Genomic DNA, 18374 nt, shown 5'->3' with positions numbered 1-18374 from the left:
CCGCTTTGGCCATTGAGCCGCGACGCCGGCGTTGCGGCGACCGCTTTGGCCATTGAGCCGCGACGCCGGCGTTGCGGCGACCGCTTTGGCCATTGAGCCGCGACGCCGGCGTTGCGGCGACCGCTTTGGCCATTGAGCCGCGACGCCGGCGCCCCTACCTTGGGCGGCAATCCCCACCACCCGGTGCAAGGCGCATGCGTCCGTTTCCCTCGCTTTCCTGCCGCGTTCTTCTGGCCGCCAGCATCCTCGCGGGGTGCCAGACGACGGGGACCAGCCCGGTCGCGGCGACCCCCGCCGACCCGCCGGCGGTGCCGGCCCACAAGCCGCAGGACTTCCAGTCGTGGCTGGCGGAGCTGCGGCGCGATGCCCTGGCGCGCGGTGTGCGGCCCGCCACCTTCGACCAGGCCTTCGCCGGCGTGACGTTGCAGGAGCGCGTGCGCAGCCTCGACAGCAACCAGGCGGAGTTTTCCCGCATGGTGTGGAGCTACCTGGACAGCGCGGTGTCCGACGAGCGGGTGCGCCAGGGCCGCCAGCGCCTGCAGGAGAACGCGGCGCTGCTGCGCCGGGTCTCCCAGCGCTTCGGGGTGCCGCCGGAGCTGCTCGTCGCGTTCTGGGGGATCGAGACCGATTTCGGGCGCCAGACCGGCGGCTTCTCGGTGATCGACGCGCTGACCACGCTGGCCTTCGAGGGGCGGCGGGCCGCCTATTTCCGGGCCGAGCTGCTGGCCGCCCTGAGCATCCTGGAATCCGGCGACATCGCGCCGGACCGGATGTCCGGGTCGTGGGCCGGAGCCATGGGACAGACCCAGTTCATGCCCACCGTGTTCCTCGCCCACGCCGCCGACGAGGACGGCGACGGGCGGCGCGACATCTGGGGCAGCCTGCCCGACGTCTTCGCCTCCACCGCCCGCTTCGTCGAGCACAACGGCTGGCGCACCGGCGAGGGCTGGGGCCAGGAGGTGGCGCTGCCCGCCGGCTTCCCCTACGAGGAGGCCGAGCTGACGGTGACCAAGCCGATCGCCGAGTGGCGGCGGCTCGGCGTGCGCGGCGTCGGCGGGGCGCCGCTGGACGGCCAGGGCGACGCCGCCATCCTGGTGCTGGCCGGGCACCAGGGGCCGGCGTTCCTGGTGCGCCACAATTTCCGCGCCATCATGCGCTACAACCCGTCCACCAGCTACGCCCTGGCGGTGGCTCTGCTGGCCGACCGGATGGCCGGGCGCGACGGCGTGCAGGCGGCCTGGCCGCGCCACGAGCAGCCCTTGAGCAAGGACGAGCGGATGGAGGTGCAGCAGCGCCTGGCCACGCTGGGCTACGAGCCCGGCCCGGTCGACGGGATCATCGGCGCCAACACCCGCAACGCGGTGCGCCGCTTCCAGGTCGCCGCCGGCCTCGTGCCCGACGGCTTCACGACGAAGGGGTTCCTGGAGCGCCTGCGCCGCGCCTCCAGCTGAGCGGGCGTCACCCGCCCATCAAGGCCTGCCCTTCAGGCCTCGCCCATCAGGTGGAGAACCACCTGACGGGCGTGGGGGCGCGTGCGGTGCTCGAACAGATAGATCCCCTGCCACGTGCCCAGCGCCATGCGCCCCTGCGCCACCGGCACGGCGAGCTGCACCGCGGTGAGCGCCGCACGGATGTGGGCCGGCATGTCGTCCGGCCCCTCCTGCGTGTGGGTGTAGAGCGAGGGGTCCTCCCGCACCAGGCGCCTGAAGAACCGTTCCAGGTCGCCCCGCACGTCGGGGTCGGCGTTCTCCTGCACCACAAGCGACGCCGAGGTGTGGCGGCAGAACAGGGTCAGCAGGCCGGTGGCCAGGCCCTGCGCCGCCACCCAGCGGGCCACCGGGCCGGTGATCTCCACCAGCCCCTGGCCGGGGGTGTCGACGGCAAGCGTGGTGAGGGCCTGCTCCATGGCGTGCGGCGTGCGGCGTGCGGCGTCGGCGGGTGTCAGAGCGCGGTGGCGGCCGGCATCGCGCCGCCCACCCACGAGCCGAGCGCCGCGGTGCCGCGGCCGACCGCGCCGGCGGCGGTGGACACGCCCTGGCCGACGGCGTTGCCGGCGGCCGTCATGCCCTGGCCGACGGCGCTGCCCGCCGCCGTCATGCCCTGGGTCAGGGCGCCGCCGGCGGCGGTCACCCCCTGGCCGAGCGCGGTGCCGGCCGCGGTCGCGCCCTGGGTCAGGGCGGCGCCGGTGGCGGCGAGCCCGGCCATGACGCCGTTGCCGGCCGCCATGAGCGCGCCCGGCGGCAGGAAGTAGGCGATGACCAGGCCGCCGGCGATCCCGGCGGCGGTCGCCAGGACGACGGAGCCGGATTCGGCCGGCGCGGTCACCGACGCCACGGCCGGGACCTCGGCCGGCGGCGGAGGGGCGTCGGCGGTCTGGGCCATCGCCTGCAACGGCAAGGCGGCGACGACGGCGGCGAGAATCATGGTGCGCATGGGCGTGTTCCCCCTCGGTCTGGTTGGTGGTCGGCGGGTGGCTGGTGGTCGGGTCGCAGGAGAGGGGATTGTTCCACCGGCAATCCAGCGACTCAAGCTCCGTGGAGGCGATCCGCACGGCCGTTCGGCCATCTGACCTTTCGCCTGTGCCGCTTGGGGGCGCCCGTTCGGGTGGGGTGACGCGGGGAACTGCGCTGCCCATGCTTCGTTGTGCCAGGGACGCCGTGAACTCCGGCGGCCGAGAACGATGCGGGGGCGGGCATGACGAGCATGGGGCGGGGGACCGGCGGGGCCGCCGGGGTGCGTGTGGCGGTCGTCGGAGTCGGCAACTGCGCGTCCGCCCTGGTCCAGGGGATCCACCACTACCGTGGCGTCGCCGACGACGCCGACGTTCCCGGCCTGATGCACGTCCGTCTCGGCGGCCTCCACGTCGGCGACATCACCGTGTGCGCCGCGTTCGACGTCGCCGACTCCAAGGTCGGGCGCGATCTCGCCGACGCCATCGCCGCCCCGCCGAACAACACCGTGCGCTTCACCGAGGTGCCGGCGCTGGGGGTGCCGGTGCAGCGCGGACCGACGCTGGACGGACTCGGCCGCTACCTGCGCGACGAGGTGCCGGAATCGCCGGCCGACCCGGTCGACGTGGCGGCCATCCTGAAGCGGTCCGGCGCCGACGTCCTGGTGTCCTACCTGCCCGTCGGCTCCGAGGCGGCGACCCGCTTCTACGCCGAGCAGGCGCTGGCGGCGGGCTGTGGATTCGTCAACTGCATCCCCGTGTTCATCGCCTCGGACCCGGCGTGGGCCCGCCGCTTCACCGAGCGCGGCCTGCCCATCGTCGGCGACGACATCAAGTCGCAGGTGGGCGCCACCATTGTCCATCGCGTGCTGGCCAATCTGTTCCGCGAACGCGGCGTCCATCTCGACCGGACCTACCAGCTCAATTTCGGCGGCAACAGCGACTTCCTCAACATGCTCGAACGCGAGCGGCTGGAATCGAAGAAGCTGTCGAAGACCCGCGCCGTCACCAGCCAGCTCGGCCGGCCCATGGCGGCGCGGGACTGCCACATCGGCCCCTCCGATCACGTGCCGTGGCTGGAGGACCGCAAATGGTGCCACATCCGCATGGAGGGGACCGCCTTCGGCGGCGTGCCCCTGAACATCGACCTGAAGATGGAGGTGTGGGACAGCCCCAATTCCGCCGGGGTGGTGATCGACGCCGTGCGCTGCGCCAAGCTGGCGCTGGACCGCGGCATCGGCGGGCCGCTGGAAGGGCCCTCGGCCTATTTCATGAAGGCGCCGCCGGTCCAGTTCACCGATGCCGAGGCGCGCCTGCGGACCGAGCGCTTCATCCTGTCCGGCGATCCCTGCTGACGCGGGCGGGTCCTCCCTTGACCATGCTCCACCTGCTGCGCCACGCCGACCACGACTATGTGGATCGTGGCCTCGCCGCCCGCCTCGACGTGCCCCTCAACGCCGCCGGTCATGCCCAGGCAGCGGCGCTGGCCGACCACTACCGCGGGCGCCGGGTCGATGCGGTCTGGGCCAGCCCGCTGCGCCGGACCATGGAGACGGCGGCGCCGCTGGCCACCGCGCTCGGCCTGCCGGTGCGCCCGGCGGCGGCGCTGCTGGAGGTCGATTTCGGCGCATGGGCCGGAAAGGACTTCGCCGCGCTCGACCAGGACCCGGCGTGGCGGCGCTGGAACGGGGCCCGTGCCCGCAGCCGGGCGCCGGACGGCGAGAGCATGGCCGAGGTGCAGGCACGGATGTCGGGCTTCATCAACGCGCTGTGCGACGACGACCCCGACGGCGTGCATGTGCTGATCGGCCACGGCGACCCGATCCGGGCGGCCCTGGCCTACTATCTCGGGGTACCGATCGATTTGTTTCTGCGCATTGACGTCTCTCCGGCCGCCATCAGTGTTCTTGGCATCGACGGCTGGGGGCCGCGGGTCCTCCAGGTCAACGCAGCCATCATGGGGGCCGGACCATGAAGTTCGTCATCTTCGGGCTGACCATCAGCTCGTCCTTGAGCAACGGCCACGCGACGTTGTGGCGGGGCCTGGTCAAGGCGCTGGCGCGGCGGGGACACCGGGTGGTGTTCTTCGAGCGTGACGCGCCCTATTACGCCGACACCCGCGACTACCGGGAGATTCCCGGCGGCGCGCTGGTGCTCTACCGCGACTGGGGGGAGGCGGCCGCGCGGGCGGAGCGGGAGACCGCCGACGCCGACGTGGCGATGGTCACCTCCTGCTGCCCGGACGGCGCCGCCGCGTCGCTGCTGGCGCTCGGCTCCAACGCCGCGCGCAAGGTCTTCTACGACCTGGACACGCCGGTCACGCTGGCCCGGGTGGAGGCGGGGGAGCGCCCCGACTACCTGCCGCCGGGCGGTCTGGCCGGTTTCGACCTGGTGCTGAGCTACACCGGGGGGCGGGCGCTGGACGCCCTGCGGGACCGCCTGGGCGCGCGGGTCGCCGTGCCGCTCTACGGATGGGTCGATCCGGACGTGCACAGCCCGGTGGGGCCGGTCGACGCGTTCATGGGCGACCTTTGCTATCTCGGCAGCGACGCCGCCGACCGCCAGGACGCGCTGGAGCGGTTCTTCCTGGAACCGGCGCGGCGGCTCGGCCGGCGCCGCTTCATGATCGCCGGCGCCCAGTATCCGGAGACCTTTCCGTGGACCCGCAACATCCATTTCGTGCCCCATCTCCCGCCCTCCGACCATCCCGCCTTCTTCGCCTCCTCCACCTTGACCCTGAGCGTCACCCGCGCCGCCATGAAGACGATGGGATGGTGCCCGTCGGGCCGCCTGTTCGAGGCGGCGGCCTGCGGCGCGGCCATCGTCTCCGACGCCTGGGAGGGGCTGGAAACCTTCTTCGAGCCGGGACGCGAGATCCTGGTGGCGCGCGAGACCGACGACGTCACCACCGCCCTGTCCCTGCCGCGTGACCATCTGGCCAGCCTGGGGCGGCGCGCCCGGGAGCGGGCGCTGGCGGACCACACGGCCGAGCGCCGGGTGGCGGAACTGCGCGCCCACCTCGACCTCGCCGCCGGCCCGCCGCTCGGCGGCCAGGCCTGAGAACGCCACGCCGACAGGGGGAAGGCGCCGACCATGGGGGGAATCATCCCGGCCGCGGGCAGCGGCACCCGCATCCGGCCGCTCGCCGTCTCCAAGGAACGGCTGCCCGTGGGCAGCCGCCTCGAGGGCGGCGCCGAGCGTCCATGCGCGGTCAGCGAGTGCCCCGTGGACCGGACGATCCGCGGCGGCGCCGGCCTTCTCAGCCGCCCGGTTCCGGATGCGGCGGGAGAGTGACGAGCAGGGAGAACAGCGTGCTGACGCGTGACGCCATCGAACGCCGGGTTCGCGAACTCGGCCACTGGTTCCACAACATCGACCTCGACGGGGTGCAGACCGCCCCGGGCCATTTCCTGGGCGACTACCCGCGCGTGAAATGGCAACGCTTCGCCCATGCCCTTCCCGCCGACCTCAGCGGCAGGAGCGTGCTCGACATCGGGTGCAACGGCGGCTTCTACTCCATCGAGATGAAGCGCCGCGGCGCGGCCCGGGTGCTCGGCGTCGACCACGACGAGCGCTACCTGTCCCAGGCCCGCTTCGCGGCGGAGGTGACGGGAGTCGACGTCGAGTTCCGCCCGCTCTCGGTCTACGACGTGGCGGCGCTGGGCGAGCGCTTCGACATCGTGCTGTTCATGGGGGTCTTCTACCACCTGCGCCACCCGCTCCTGGCCCTCGACCTGATCCGCCGGCACGTCGCCGGCGACCTCCTGGTCTTCCAGTCGATGCTGCGCGGCAGCCGGGCGGTCGATCCCGTGGACGCGGACTATCCCTTCTCCGAGGCGGCCCATTTCGAGCGCCCGGGCTACCCGCGCATGGCCTTCGTCGAGCACCGCTACAGCGGCGACGAGACCAATTGGTGGATTCCCAACCGCGCCGGTGCGGAGGCCATGCTGCGCTCCGCCGGCTTCGCCGTGGTCGACCACCCCGAGGAGGAGGTTTTCCTGTGCCGCCTGGGCACGCCCTCGCCGTGGGCGGTCCCCGTCCACCCGGCTCCCGGCCCCAACACGAGGACTGAGGCATGATCGAAGCGGTGATGCTGTGGAACGAGCCCAACAACAAGTCCCACTGGGACTTCATGCTCGATCCGGAGTGGACACGGTTCGCCGAGATGGCGATCTCAGCGGCCGACGCGATCGCCGCGGCCAACCCGCGCCTGCCGCGGGTGCTCGGCGGCACCTCGCCCATCGACGCCGGCTTCATGGCCAACATGAAGGGGCAGGGCGTGCTCGACCACCTGGACGCGGTGGCCGTGCACGGCTTCCCGCTGGACTGGAACCACTGGCAGATCAACGAGTGGCCGGCCAAGCTGGACGAGATCCGCGCGGTCACCGACCTGCCGCTGTGGGTGTCGGAGGTGGGGGTGAGCACCTTCGGCGCCGAGGAGGTGCAGGAGTGGGGCCTGCAGCGCACCGCCGACCTGCTGATCGGGCGCGCCCCGCGCATCCACTGGTACAGCCTGTTCGACCTGCCGCGGGCCTGGCCGGCCACCACCCGCCACCGCGAGGCCGAAGGGTCGAGCTACTACCGCCACTTCTACATGGGGCTGGTGCGCGAGGACGGCACCGAGAAGCCGGCCTACCGCCACTTCCACAAGATCGCGCCGGAGATGGGGCTGTGCCAGTGGTTCCATTTCCAGGACCACCGGCTGGACGAGGCGGTGCTGCGGATGAAGGACCTGGGCGTGACGTACCTGCGCACCGGCCTGTCCTGGGCCGACAGCCACCGCGACGGCGCGCTGGACTGGTTCGACCGGCAGATGGAGGCGCTGGCCGACTTCGACGTGACGGTGACCTTCTGCTTCACGCCGGAACACCGTGGCATCGCGCCCCATCACACCAGCCCGCCCCTGGTGAAGGAGGAGTTCGCGCGGTTCTGCGCCGACATGGTGCACCGCTACGCACCGGCGGAGAGCCTCACCGAGACCGTGGCCTGAGGGGGACTGGCGATGGCCCTGACCGTTCTCAACGTCGCCCCGCCCTTCGCCGCGGTCGGCGAGGACGCCCATGGCGGCGCGGACCAGATGGTGGCGTCCCTCGACGCCGGGTTGGTGCGCGCCGGCCACCGCTCGATCGTCGTGGCGTGCGAAGGCTCCCGGGTGGCGGGCACCCTGCTGGCGGTGCCGCGGGTGCAGGGCGGCGTGGACGACATCGTCCGGGCGACCGTGCAGGCCCGCGTCCGCACCGCCATCGCCCAGGCGCTGGCGCGGTTCCCGGTCGATCTGGTCCACCTCCACGGCGCCGACTTCGCCGCCTATCTGCCGCCGGCCGGCGTCCCGGCCCTGGTGACGCTGCACCGGCCGCTCGACACCTACTCCGCGGCGGCCCTGGCGCCCGCGCGACCCGACACCCACCTGCACGGCGTGTCGCGGGCCCAGATGTGCCGGGCGCCGGGCGGGCTGGCCCTGCTCGACCCCATTCCCATCGGCGTCCCGCTGGACCGCCTGGCCATCCGCATCCCCAAGCGCCGCTTCGCGGTCGGGCTGGGCCGGATCGCCCCGGGCAAGGGCTTCCACCTCGCCGCCGCGGCGGCCGCCCGGGCCGGCGTGCAGTGTCTGCTGGCCGGCCCGCTGCCACCCGGCGAGGCGCATCTGCGGACGTTCGGCGCGGCGGTGGAGCCCCATCTCGACGGCGTCCGCTGCCGCTACCTCGGCCCGGTCGCCTTCGCGCGCAAGCGCTGGATGCTGGGGGCGGCCCGCTGCCTGCTGGCCCCCAGCCTGGAGGCCGAGACGAGCGCGCTGGTCGCCATGGAGGCGTTGGCCTGCGGCACCCCCGTGGTAGCCTTCCCCAGCGGCGCCCTGGCGGACGTGGTGGAGCCGGGGGTGACGGGGTTCCTCGTCAACGGCGTCGCGGAGATGGCCGACGCCATCGCCGACGCCGAACGCCTCGACCCCGACGCCTGCCGGGCCGCCGCGCGGGTGCGGCATTGCCGCAGCCGCGCCGTCGACGCCTACCTCGCGCGCTACGACTCGCTGGCCGCCACCGCGGTGCCGGCCGCCGGGGCCGCGTGACCGGCCCCGTGACGGCCCGGGGGGGGCGACGCCCGATCCGGGGTGGCAATGCGCCCGCTCCGGCCCTATCTTCGCTGCACCCGCGAGGGGCGGGCGGCGATGGCCGCGCCGCGCCGGCCGCGGGCGGCCGCTGCCGATCGGCCGGTCCGCCGATAATCGGTGGACACCGCATTCGGCATGCGGTATACCAGATTTGGATCCGGGCCCCTCTGGCGGTCGAGCCGTCGACCGTGATGTCGGATTCCTTCACCTGCCATTGGCTGACGGGCCGGGTAGATACTGGAGGATCCGATGACCTCGTTCATCGGACTTGGCCCAAGCGCCGCAGCCGTCCTAGCCGGCCGGCGTTCCCTCCGATTGTCGGCCCCGTCGATGGCGACAAAAAGACGAGGGATAAGACATGGAATTCACCGATAGCGCGTTCTGGGTGGCGCTGCTCCAGATCATCTGGATCGACATCCTGCTGAGCGGCGACAACGCGGTGGTCATCGCCCTGGCCTGCCGCTCGCTGCCCGAGCACCAGAAGAAGATGGGGATCATGCTGGGGGCCGGCGCGGCCATCGCCCTGCGCGTGATCTTCGCCACCTTCATCGTCTACCTGCTGGCCATCCCCTTCCTGAAGATCGCCGGCGGCCTTCTGCTGCTGTGGATCGCGGTGAAGCTGATCATGCCGGAGGAGGAGAACCACGAGGGGCTGTCCACTGGCACCACGCTGTTCGCCGCCGTCAAGACCATCGTCATCGCCGACGTGGTGATGAGCCTCGACAACGTCATCGCCATCGCCGCGGCGTCGCATGGCAGCGTGGTCCTGCTGATCCTCGGCCTGCTCATCAGCATCCCGCTGATCCTGTTCGGCTCCGCGCTGATCCTGCGGATGATCGAGCGGTTTCCGATCATCGTCACCTTCGGCGCCGCCCTGCTGGGCTACATCGCCGGCGAGGTGATGGTCACCGACCCGACCGTCCACCACTGGGTGGAGGCGAACGCGGCTTGGCTGCACACCGCGGCCCCGATCATCGGCGCGGTCCTCGTGGTCGCGGTGGGGCACCTGATGGCCCGCCGGGCCGGCGGCCACCCCGCCGAGACCGCGGCGGAGGAGGTGCGCGAGGTGTCCTGATCCCGGCACCGGCGCAAGCGACGAGGGGCCGCGGGCGTTCGCCCGCGGCCCCTTTCTTTGGTGGGCTCGCCCCCGGCCGCGGCCGCCGCCTCAGGGCAGAAGCTTGCCCGGGTTCATCAGCCCCTTGGGGTCGAAGGCGGCCTTGACCGCGCGCATCAGGTCGAGCTCGACGGCCGACTTGATGACCGGCATCTCGTCCTTCTTGAAGCGTCCGACGCCGTGTTCGGCCGAGATCGAGCCGTTGAGGTCGAGCACCACGGCGTTGACCACATGGCAGATGTCGTCCCAGCGCGCCAGGTAGGCGGCGGTGTCCGCCCCCTCGGGCTGGCTGAGGTTGAAGTGGATGTTGCCGTCGCCGACATGGCCGAACGGGGTGGGGCGGATGCCGGGGCAGGCCGCGGCGACCGCGGCCTCGGCCCGCTCCATGAACTCGGCCACCCGCGACACCGGGATCGACACGTCGTTCTTGATCGAGCCGCCCTCGTGCTTCTGGGCCTCGACGATGGCCTCGCGGATGAACCAGAGCTGCTTGGCCTGGCTCTGCGAGGCCGCCAGCGTGGCGTCGGTCGCCAGGCCCTCTTCGAAGGCGGCGCCCAGGGCCTCCTCCAGGCCGTCGCGGAAGCTCCCGCTCTCGCGCCCCGCCGTCAACTCGGTGAGGACGTACCAGGGCGAGGGCTCGCTCAGCGGGTCGATGGTGCCGTCCACGTGGGTGAGCGCGAACTCCAGGCAGCGCCGCGACAGCAGCTCGAACGCGGTCACCGAATCGCCGGTGGCCTCGCGCAGGCGGGCCAGCAGGGCGATGGCGGCGGCCGGGTCGGGCACCGCGACGAACGCCGTCTCCACCTGGCGCGGCCGCGGAAACAGCTTCAGCACGGCGGCGGTGACGATGCCCAGCGTGCCCTCGGCGCCGACGAACAGGTCCTTCAGGTCGTAGCCGGTGTTGTCCTTGCGCAGGCGGCGCAGCCCGTCCCACACCCGCCCGTCGGGCAGCACCGCCTCCAGGCCGAGCACGAGGTCGCGGGTGTTGCCGTAGCGCAGGGTCATGGTGCCGCCGGCGTTGGTCGAGATCAGCCCGCCGAGCTGGGCCGTGCCCTCGGCGCCGAGGCTGAGCGGGAACAGGCGGTCGGCCGCCGACGCCGCGTCCTGGGCGGTGGTGAGGACCACGCCGGCCTCGACCGTCATGGTGTAGTTCAGGGGATCGACGTCGCGGATGCGGTTCAGGCGCGACAGGCAGACGACGATCTCCTCCCCCGCCTCGTAGGGGATCGAGCCGCCCACCAGGCTGGTGTTGCCGCCCTGGGGCACGATCGGCACGCCGGCCTCGGCGCAGGCGACGACCACCGCCGCGACCTCGGCGGTCGAGGACGGGCGCACCACCGCCGGGCTGTTGCCGCGGAAGCGGCCACGCCACTCCGCCAGGTAGGGCGCCTTGTCGTCCTCGGCGGTGAGGATGCCGCTGGGGCCGACGATGGCGCGGATGCGGTCGAGGAGGGCGGCGGTGGCAGAGGTCATGGCGCGTCGATCCGGTCGGTGCAGTCCCTTGGGGCGAACGCACCGTTTACCCGCAAACGGCCGGCGCGGGGAGGGGGAAAGTGCCCGCCGCCGGCGGCGTCACGGGCCGCGCGGCGCCGCGGCGCGGCGCAGGCGGTCGTTGATGGCGACGCCGAGGCCGGTGTCGGGGATCGGCACGACGGCGATGGCGCGCACGCCCGGCCGGTCCAGCGCGCGCAGATGGGCGAACAGGTTGGCGGCGGCCTCCGTGAGGTCGCCGTCGGCGGAGAGGTTGAGGCGGGCCGCGCCGCCGCGCACGAAGGTGTCCGGGCCGAAGGTCAGCAGGGCCTCGTCGGCGTCCGCTCCCGTCGCGCCCAGCCGCACCGCCGCGCCCGGCGCGTAGTGGCTGGCGAGCTGGCCGGGGGCGGTGGGGGCCGTGGCGTCGCCGGCCGCGACGGCGACCGGGCCGATCAGGTGCTCCAGGTCCTCGCGCAGCACCGCGCCGGGCCGCAGCAGCACCGGGGTCGGGCCGGCCAGCGACAGCACGGTCGATTCCACGCCCACCGGGCACCGCCCACCGGCGAGCACCAGGCGGACCCGCTCGCCCAGGCTTTCCACGACATGCTGGGGCGTGGTCGGGCTGACCGCCCCGGACCGGTTGGCGCTGGGCGCCGCCACCGGACGCCCGGTTTCCCGCAGCAACGCCCGGGCCACGGCGTGGCCGGGCACCCGGACCGCCACGGTGTCGAGCCCGGCCGACACCAGCAGCGACAGGCCGGCCGCGGCGCGGCGCGGCAGCACCAGGGTCAGCGGGCCGGGCCACAGGTGGTCGGCCACCGTCCGGGCACGGTCGTCGAACACCGCCACGCGCTCCGCCGCGGCGAGATCGGCGACGTGCACGATCAGCGGGTTGAAGGTCGGCCGGCCCTTGGCCGCGAAGATGGCGGCGACCGCACGCTCGTCGGTGGCGTCGCCGCCCAGGCCGTACACGGTCTCGGTGGGAAAGGCCACCAGGGCGCCGGCGCGCAGCAGCGCTCCGGCGCGGGCCAGGGTGTCGGGGGTGGGCGGGACGACGTCGGGGTGTTGCTCGGTCACGGTGGCGGCGGGTCCACAGGCAGGCGTTGATGGGTGGCGGTCGGCGCGGCGGCCGGGAAACCACGGCCGCGCCAAAGGCGCGGTTGCGCGGGTGCGGCCCAACCCTTATGACGGCAGGGCGGACTCTGCAACAAGATGACGGGTGGCGCGATGGGCGGCAAGGTCTTCACCGTGGCGCAACAGAAGGGCGGGGCCGGCAAGACCACCCTGGCGGCTCACCTCGCCATCGCCTGGACGCAGTTGGGGCTCCGCGTCGCCACCGTCGACATCGACCCCCAGGGCAGCCTCAGCCGCTGGTTCCAGGTGCGCCACGCCGCCACCGGCGGCAACCCGGGCTTCCACCACGCCCAGGTCTCCGGCTGGCGCACCCAGGCCGAGGTGGAGCGCCTCGCCCAGGAGTACGACGTGGTGGTGCTCGACAGCCCGCCCCACGCCCAGACCGAGGCGCGCATCGCCGTGCGCGCCGGCACCCTGGTGGTGGCGCCGGTGCAGCCCAGCCCGATGGACCTGTGGGCGGTGCAGCCGACCCTCGATCTGGCGCGCCAGGAGAAGCGCCGCCTGCTGCTGGTGCTGAACCGGGTGCCGTCGCGCGCCCGCATCGCCGACGAACTGGTGGCCAAGATCGCCGAACTGGTGGCGCCGCCCGACGTGCGGCTGGCCGACACCCAGGTCGGCAACCGCACCGCCTACGCCGGCACCTTGCTGACCGGGCTGTCGGTGACGGAAGCGGCGCGCCGCACCCAGGCCGCCGCCGAGATGCAGGCGCTGGCCGAGGAAATCCTCAAGCACGCGGGGTGAGCATGGCCGAGCGGCACGTCGTCCTCGGGGCCAGCCGCGGCGCCGGTCTGGCGCTGGTCGCCGAGCTGGCGGGGCGCGGCCTCGCCGTCCGCGCGGTCAGCCGCAGCGGCCATGGCGCCTGGCCGGCCGGAGTCGAGGGGCTGGCCGCCGACATCGCCGACCCGGCGGCGGCGCGGCGCGCCTGCGCCGGCGCCGCGGTGGTCTACCATTGCGCCGGCGTGCCCTACCCGCAGTGGGCGGCGGTGTTGCCCCGCCTCGCCGAGGGCGCGCTGGCCGGCGCCGCGGCGGCCGGGGCGCGGCTGGTGGTGCTGGACAACCTCTACATGTACGGCCCCCCGGCCGGGCCGATGACCGAGGAGACGCCGCGCCGGCCCCAGGGGCCGAAGGGGCGGCTGCGGGCACGGCTGGAGGAGGTCCTGCTGGAGGCCCATGCCCGCGGCCGCGCCCCGGTGGCCATCGGCCGCGCGTCGGACCTCTATGGACCGGCCGCCAACTCGGTGACCCGCGACCTCGTCTTCAAGGCGGTGCTGGCGCAGCGTACGGCGCGATGGCTGGGCGCCCTGGACGTGGCGCACACCATGACCTATGTGGGCGACGCCGCCCGCGGTCTGGCCCAGCTCGGGCTGCAGGACCTGGCCGTCGGGCAGATCTGGCACCTGCCGTCGGGACCGCCGGTGACCGGGCGGGAGTTCATCCGGGCCGTCTGCGCCGAGGCCGCGACGAGCGTCCGCGTGGCCGCCGTCCCGGGTTGGATGCTGACCGCGGCGGGGCTGTTCAGTCCCGTGGCCCGGCAGGCGCGCGAGGTGATCCACCAGTTCGAATCCCCGTTCGTCATGGACACCGGGAAGTTCGAGCGGGCGTTCGGCGGGCGGACCACCGCGCTGTCGGAGGGGATCGCCCAGACCCTCGCCTGGATGCGCGCGCCGGGGTGAGCCCGGAGGATTTCGCGCCCCTGCAATGGGGTGTGCGCGTGACGCTTTGGGTTGAGTACGCCCCGGGCGGGCGTAGCATGATCCCATATGCCCCGACATCTCTGCGAGAGGAGGGGGTCATGCGGTACGCACCGTTTCTCGGGGTTCTGGCCGGCGCGCTGGCGCTGGTGTCCGGGGCCTCGGCCCAGACCATGGCGCCGGGCTGGTACGCCACCGGTTCCGTCGGCATCAACGAGCAGGCGTCCATCGACCTGCCCGGCGGCGGCGAGGCGACCAGCCTCACCGGGTGGGGCGCGTCGGCCGCCCTCGGCTACGCCGTGGCCCCGTGGCGCGGCGAAATCGAACTGTCCCATCGCCGCAACGCCCTCGACGAGCTGTCCGCGGGCGGGCGCGGCTATGGCGGGTCGGGTGACCTCGCCCTGTCGGCGGTGATGGTCAACGGCTATTACGACGTGCCCACCGGCGGTCCGGTGGTGCCGTATGTCGGCCTCGGCCTCGGCGTCGTGCGGGTCGACGCGGACGGGTGGGGGGCCGACGACCCGGCGCGCGGCGTCGCCCCGCTGTCCGGCGCGGAGACCCTGTTCGGCGGCCAGGCCATCGTCGGCGTCGGCTACGCGCTCGGTCCGGACGTACGCGTCAACGTCGACTACCGCTACCTGCGCACCGCCGAGGGGTCGTTCGATGGTCCGGCCGGCCGGACCGCGTCGTTCCACGTCGCCAGCCACTCCCTGATGCTGGGCCTGAGCTACCGCTTCGCGCCGTAGCGGATGCGCCCCCGGTGGAGGGGGCATCCGCCCTAGAGGGAGGCCAGCGCCGCCAGCACGGCCGCAACGTGGCCGGGCACCTTCACCTTGCGCCAGACCCCGCGCACCACGCCGTCGCCGTCGATCAGGAAGGTGGCGCGCTCCATGCCCATGTACGTGCGGCCGTAGTTGCTCTTTTCCACCCACACGCCGTACGCCCGGGCGACCGCGGCCTCCGCGTCGGAGGCGAGGACGAAGGGCAGCGCGTGCTTGCCCTTGAACCGGTCGTGGCTGGCGACGCTGTCCTTGGAGACGCCGATCACCGCGGCGCCGAGCCCCGAGAAATCCGGGAAGCTGTCGCGGAAGCCGCAGGCCTGGGTGGTGCAGCCGGGGGTGTCGTCCTTGGGGTAGAAGTACACCACCACCGGGCGGCCCCTGAGCGCCGACAGGGTGACGGTCCCGCCGCCGTCGGTCGGCAGGGTGAAATCGGGGGCGGGCGTGCCGGGGACGAGGGGGGCGGCGGTGTCGGCGTCGGTCATGGCGGGCTGTGCTCTTCCTGGTTAGGCGGGGGGCTGGTCGGCGGGTGGCGGCAGGGCCGCCGCGGGCTCCTCGATCAGCCTGCGGAAATGGCCGTGCACCCGGTCGGCGACGGCACGGATACTGGCGTCCAGCGCGGCGAAGTCAACCGGGGCCGGGCCATCGGGACGGGCGGCTCGCGCCAGACCCTCGAACAGGGTCTGGGAGACCGCGCCGGGGTCGAGCGTTCCCGAGGTCGTCAACCGCAGGAACCCCTGGACCCGGTGCCACAGGGCCAGGGCGTCGGTGAGGTCGGTCGCGACCGCGCCGTCGAGCAGCCCCGCCGCCGCCGCGTTGGCCAGCGCCGCCGCGGTGTCGGTCGACAGCACCTGCGGGGCGCCGTGGGCGTGGCGGAGCTGCAGGTACTGGGCGATGAACTCGATGTCGATGAGGCCGCCGCGGGCGTGCTTGACGCTCCACGGGTTCGTGGTGGCGAACTCCTTGGCGATGCGCCGGCGCATGTCGGCGACGTTCCACAGCAGGCGCTCGGCGTCCCGGGGGGCGACCAGGGCGTCGCGGATGGCGCTCCGCACCCGCGCCGCCAGCCCGGCCGGATCGCCGCCGCCGCCGCCCAGCACGCGGGCCCGGGTCAGCGCCATGTGCTCCCAGGTCCAGGCCCCTTCGGCCTGGTACTTGACGAAGGCCGGCAGGGAGGTGGCGAGGGGGCCGGCGTTGCCGGAGGGCCGCAGGCGCATGTCCACCTCGTAGAGGCGGCCGTCGGTCATCGGCGCGGTGACGGCGTTGGTCAGGCGCTGCGTCAGCTTGATGTGGTACTCGGCCGGGGTCAGCGGCTTGGCGCCGTCGGAGGCGGTGATGCCCGCCGGCGTGTCGTAGACGACGATGAGGTCGATGTCGGAGGTCAGGGTGAGGCGCCGGCTGCCCAGCTTGCCCATCGCCACGACGACCCATGAGGAGCCGGGAAGCTGGCCGTGCCGGCGCGCGAACTCCTCCTCCACCCGCCGCCCCAGGTCGCACAGCGCGACGTCCGCCAGGTCGGCGAGGAAGGGCCCGCAGCCGTCGCCGTCGGTGATGTTGCGCAGCATGTGGACACCGGCGCGGAAGCGCTGGTCGCTGGTCCAACGGCGTGCCAGGCCGAGCGCGTCCTCGAAGTCGCGGGCCGCGGTCATCACCCGCCGGTGGTCCTCGGCCAGGGTGGCGCGGTCCGGCAGAGGGTCGAAGAAGTCCTGGGACAGCACCGCCTCCAGCAGCGCGGGGTTGCGCGCCAGCGCCTCCACCAGGCGCGGCGCGGTGCCCATCACCTCGGCGACGAGGTTGAGCAGCCAGGGGTTCGCGTAGAACAGGGAGAACAGCCCGACCCCGGCCGGCAGCTTGCCGAGGAAGGCGTCGAAGTTCATCAGGGCGGCGTCGGGGTCCGGGGTCTTGGCCAGTTCGTGCAGCAGGGTCGGCGCCAGCTCGGTGAGCAGCTCGCGCGCCCGGCCCGATCGGGTGGCGCGGTAGCGGCCACGGTGCCAGGACGACACCACGGCGATCACCCGGCCGGAATCCCGAAAACCCATGGCGCGCAGCGTCTCCACCGTCTCGGGATCGTCGTCGGTGCCGGTGAACACCAGGTTGCCGGGCCCCGACAGCGTCGGCGCCTCTTCGAACAGTTCGGCGTAGCGGTCCTCGACGCGGCTGAGATGGCCGACCAGGTCGGCGCGGAACGCCGCCACGTCGTCGTAGCCGAGGAAGGTGGCGAGGTGCGCGACCCCGGCGTCGTCCTGCGGGACGCGGTGGGTCTGGTGGTCGTCGATCATCTGGATGTGGTGCTCGACCCGGCGCAGGAAGCCGTAGGCGGCGCTCAGCTCCTCCACCGCGGATTCGGGGATGCGGCCCACGGCGGACAGCGCGGCGATCGCCTTCAGGGTCGGGGCGGGACGCACGCGGGTGTCGCGGCCGCCGAAGATCAGCTGCTGGGTCTGGGCGAAGAACTCGATCTCGCGGATGCCGCCGCGCCCCAGCTTGACGTCGTGGCCGTTGACGGTGACCGCGCGGTGGCCCTTGTGGGTGTTGATCTGCCGCTTGATGGAGTGGATGTCCTGGATCGCCGCGAAATCGAGGTGGCGGCGCCACACGAACGGCTCCAGGAAGCGCACGAAGGCGGCCCCCGCGTCGCCGTCGCCGGCCACCGGGCGGGCCTTGATCATCGCGGCGCGTTCCCAGTTCTGCCCGACGCTGCCGTAGTAGACCTCCGCGGCGGTGACCGACACGGCCAGCGGGGTCGCCCCCGGATCGGGGCGCAGGCGCAGGTCGGTGCGGAAGACGTAGCCGTCCTTGGTGCGTTCCTCCATAATGCGGACAAGATCCCGGGCGATACGGACGAAGGTCCGGGCGAGCGTGTCCGGCTGGGGCGTCTGCACGACGGCGTCGTCGTAGAGCACGATCACATCGATGTCGCTGGAATAATTGAGTTCGCGTGCGCCCAGCTTGCCCATGCCGAGAACGATGAGACCAGAGCCCACCCACGGCCGCTGCGGATCGGGCAGCGTCAGCGTGCCCGCCTCGCCGGCGCGGCGCAGGAGGTGGGCGCACGCCAGGTGCAGGGCGGTCTCGGCGACGTCGCTGAGCGCCGCGGTGACCCGCGCCACCGGCCAGGCGCGGGCGACGTCGGCGACGGCGATCAGCAGCGCGGCGCGGCGCTTGGCTATCCGCAGCTCGCTCATCAGCCGCTCGGTGGAGCGTTCGGCGGCGAGGTCGCGCTCCAGGTCCGCCAGCAGCGCCGCGAAGGTGGTCTCGAAGCCGTCCTCCAGCATCCGGCGCACGAAGGCGTGTTCGCGCGTCAGGCTCATGGCGAGGTACGGGCTGTTGCCGCACAGCGCGGCGATCAGCGCCGCCCCCTCGGGGGTGTCGGCGAAGGCGGCCGCCCAGGCGCGCAGCGCGGCATCGCCGCCGGGCGCCCCGGCGCGCCAGCGTTCCATGCCCAGCGCGGCCTGGGCGGGATCGAAGGGCTTCGGCAGGGCGGAGGGGAGGACCACGGGCATGGCGGTGTGTCTCGGCGTTGGGCGCGGTGCGGCCGTCACCCTGACGGGCGCCCCGGCGCCGGTCAACGGGGATGCGCGGACCGGCCGCGGCCCGCGCCGCCCGCCCCCCGCGGTGGGCGCCCCGGCGC

18 protein-coding genes are annotated in these 18374 nt (G+C 73.5%); 12 read left to right on the top strand and 6 right to left on the bottom strand.

The annotated features are described in order from the left end of the window. Positions 1-194 precede the first annotated feature (194 nt). The gene (locus AC6H2I_RS16550) at positions 195-1451 is read left to right on the top strand and encodes a lytic murein transglycosylase (RefSeq protein ID WP_497501770.1); all 1257 of its coding nucleotides are present in this window, start codon (positions 195-197) and stop codon (positions 1449-1451) included. Between the two features lie 32 nt (positions 1452-1483). Here AC6H2I_RS16550 and AC6H2I_RS16545 read toward each other — a convergent pair whose 3' ends face one another. Beyond that, complete coding sequence (locus tag AC6H2I_RS16545; protein WP_497501769.1) at positions 1484-1906, bottom strand: secondary thiamine-phosphate synthase enzyme YjbQ; 423 nt, start codon at positions 1904-1906, stop codon at positions 1484-1486. A gap of 35 nt (positions 1907-1941) precedes the next feature. Next, a complete protein-coding gene (locus AC6H2I_RS16540; RefSeq protein ID WP_497501768.1) occupies positions 1942-2433 on the bottom strand; it encodes a hypothetical protein in 492 nt (163 codons plus the stop codon). Positions 2434-2694: 261 nt separating this feature from the next. Here AC6H2I_RS16540 and AC6H2I_RS16535 point away from each other — a divergent pair, with 261 nt between their 5' ends. The 8 genes from AC6H2I_RS16535 to AC6H2I_RS16500 all read left to right on the top strand — a co-directional run bounded on the left by AC6H2I_RS16535 (position 2695) and on the right by AC6H2I_RS16500 (position 9630). After that, on the top strand, positions 2695-3804 hold the full coding sequence (locus tag AC6H2I_RS16535) for an inositol-3-phosphate synthase (RefSeq protein ID WP_497501767.1): 1110 nt from the start codon (positions 2695-2697) through the stop codon (positions 3802-3804). A gap of 23 nt (positions 3805-3827) precedes the next feature. Continuing rightward, positions 3828-4424: a histidine phosphatase family protein gene (locus AC6H2I_RS16530; protein WP_497501776.1), complete on the top strand. Its 597-nt coding sequence runs from the start codon at positions 3828-3830 to the stop codon at positions 4422-4424. Next, on the top strand, positions 4421-5509 hold the full coding sequence (locus AC6H2I_RS16525) for a CgeB family protein (protein WP_497501766.1): 1089 nt from the start codon (positions 4421-4423) through the stop codon (positions 5507-5509). Before AC6H2I_RS16530 ends, AC6H2I_RS16525 begins: the two co-directional genes overlap by 4 nt. Positions 5510-5542: 33 nt before the next feature. Beyond that, positions 5543-5743, top strand: coding sequence for a hypothetical protein (locus AC6H2I_RS16520; RefSeq protein ID WP_497501764.1), 201 nt, complete (start codon positions 5543-5545; stop codon positions 5741-5743). Positions 5744-5760: 17 nt separating this feature from the next. Further along, a complete protein-coding gene (locus AC6H2I_RS16515; RefSeq protein ID WP_497501763.1) occupies positions 5761-6528 on the top strand; it encodes a TIGR04290 family methyltransferase in 768 nt (255 codons plus the stop codon). Then, entirely contained in the window at positions 6525-7439 is a 915-nt protein-coding gene (locus tag AC6H2I_RS16510) for a beta-xylosidase (protein WP_497501762.1), read from the top strand. The genes AC6H2I_RS16515 and AC6H2I_RS16510 overlap by 4 nt, the downstream gene beginning before the upstream one ends. A 12-nt stretch (positions 7440-7451) precedes the next feature. Further along, positions 7452-8513, top strand: a complete 1062-nt coding sequence (locus AC6H2I_RS16505; RefSeq protein ID WP_497501761.1) for a glycosyltransferase — start codon at positions 7452-7454, stop codon at positions 8511-8513. A gap of 400 nt (positions 8514-8913) precedes the next feature. Continuing rightward, positions 8914-9630 (top strand): TerC family protein, encoded by a 717-nt coding sequence (locus tag AC6H2I_RS16500; RefSeq protein ID WP_497501760.1) that lies wholly within the window; start codon positions 8914-8916, stop codon positions 9628-9630. Positions 9631-9720: 90 nt separating this feature from the next. On the opposite strand, the gene AC6H2I_RS16495 is transcribed toward AC6H2I_RS16500, so the two are convergent. Then, positions 9721-11142, bottom strand: a complete 1422-nt coding sequence (locus tag AC6H2I_RS16495; protein ID WP_497501759.1) for an FAD-binding oxidoreductase — start codon at positions 11140-11142, stop codon at positions 9721-9723. 99 nt (positions 11143-11241) lie between these two features. Next, entirely contained in the window at positions 11242-12216 is a 975-nt protein-coding gene (locus AC6H2I_RS16490; protein ID WP_497501758.1) for an L-threonylcarbamoyladenylate synthase, read from the bottom strand. Between the two features lie 150 nt (positions 12217-12366). Between AC6H2I_RS16490 and parA the strand changes: the two genes are divergently transcribed. From parA to AC6H2I_RS16475, 3 genes are all read left to right on the top strand, one after another. Then, positions 12367-13014: a ParA family partition ATPase gene (parA, locus tag AC6H2I_RS16485; RefSeq protein ID WP_497501775.1), complete on the top strand. Its 648-nt coding sequence runs from the start codon at positions 12367-12369 to the stop codon at positions 13012-13014. Between the two features lie 2 nt (positions 13015-13016). Beyond that, positions 13017-13946, top strand: coding sequence for an NAD-dependent epimerase/dehydratase family protein (locus AC6H2I_RS16480; RefSeq protein ID WP_497501757.1), 930 nt, complete (start codon positions 13017-13019; stop codon positions 13944-13946). A 119-nt stretch (positions 13947-14065) separates the two neighbouring features. Then, entirely contained in the window at positions 14066-14710 is a 645-nt protein-coding gene (locus tag AC6H2I_RS16475) for an outer membrane protein (protein WP_497501756.1), read from the top strand. Between the two features lie 32 nt (positions 14711-14742). On the opposite strand, the gene bcp is transcribed toward AC6H2I_RS16475, so the two are convergent. Continuing rightward, complete coding sequence (bcp, locus tag AC6H2I_RS16470; protein ID WP_497501755.1) at positions 14743-15228, bottom strand: thioredoxin-dependent thiol peroxidase; 486 nt, start codon at positions 15226-15228, stop codon at positions 14743-14745. A gap of 21 nt (positions 15229-15249) precedes the next feature. Further along, positions 15250-18246, bottom strand: a complete 2997-nt coding sequence (locus tag AC6H2I_RS16465) for a bifunctional [glutamine synthetase] adenylyltransferase/[glutamine synthetase]-adenylyl-L-tyrosine phosphorylase (RefSeq protein ID WP_497501754.1) — start codon at positions 18244-18246, stop codon at positions 15250-15252. Positions 18247-18374: the final 128 nt, after the last annotated feature.

This window comes from Azospirillum sp. NS33 (assembly GCF_059703765.1).
Note: the sequence above shows the minus strand (reverse complement) of the source record. Positions and strands in the feature narration are given on the sequence as shown.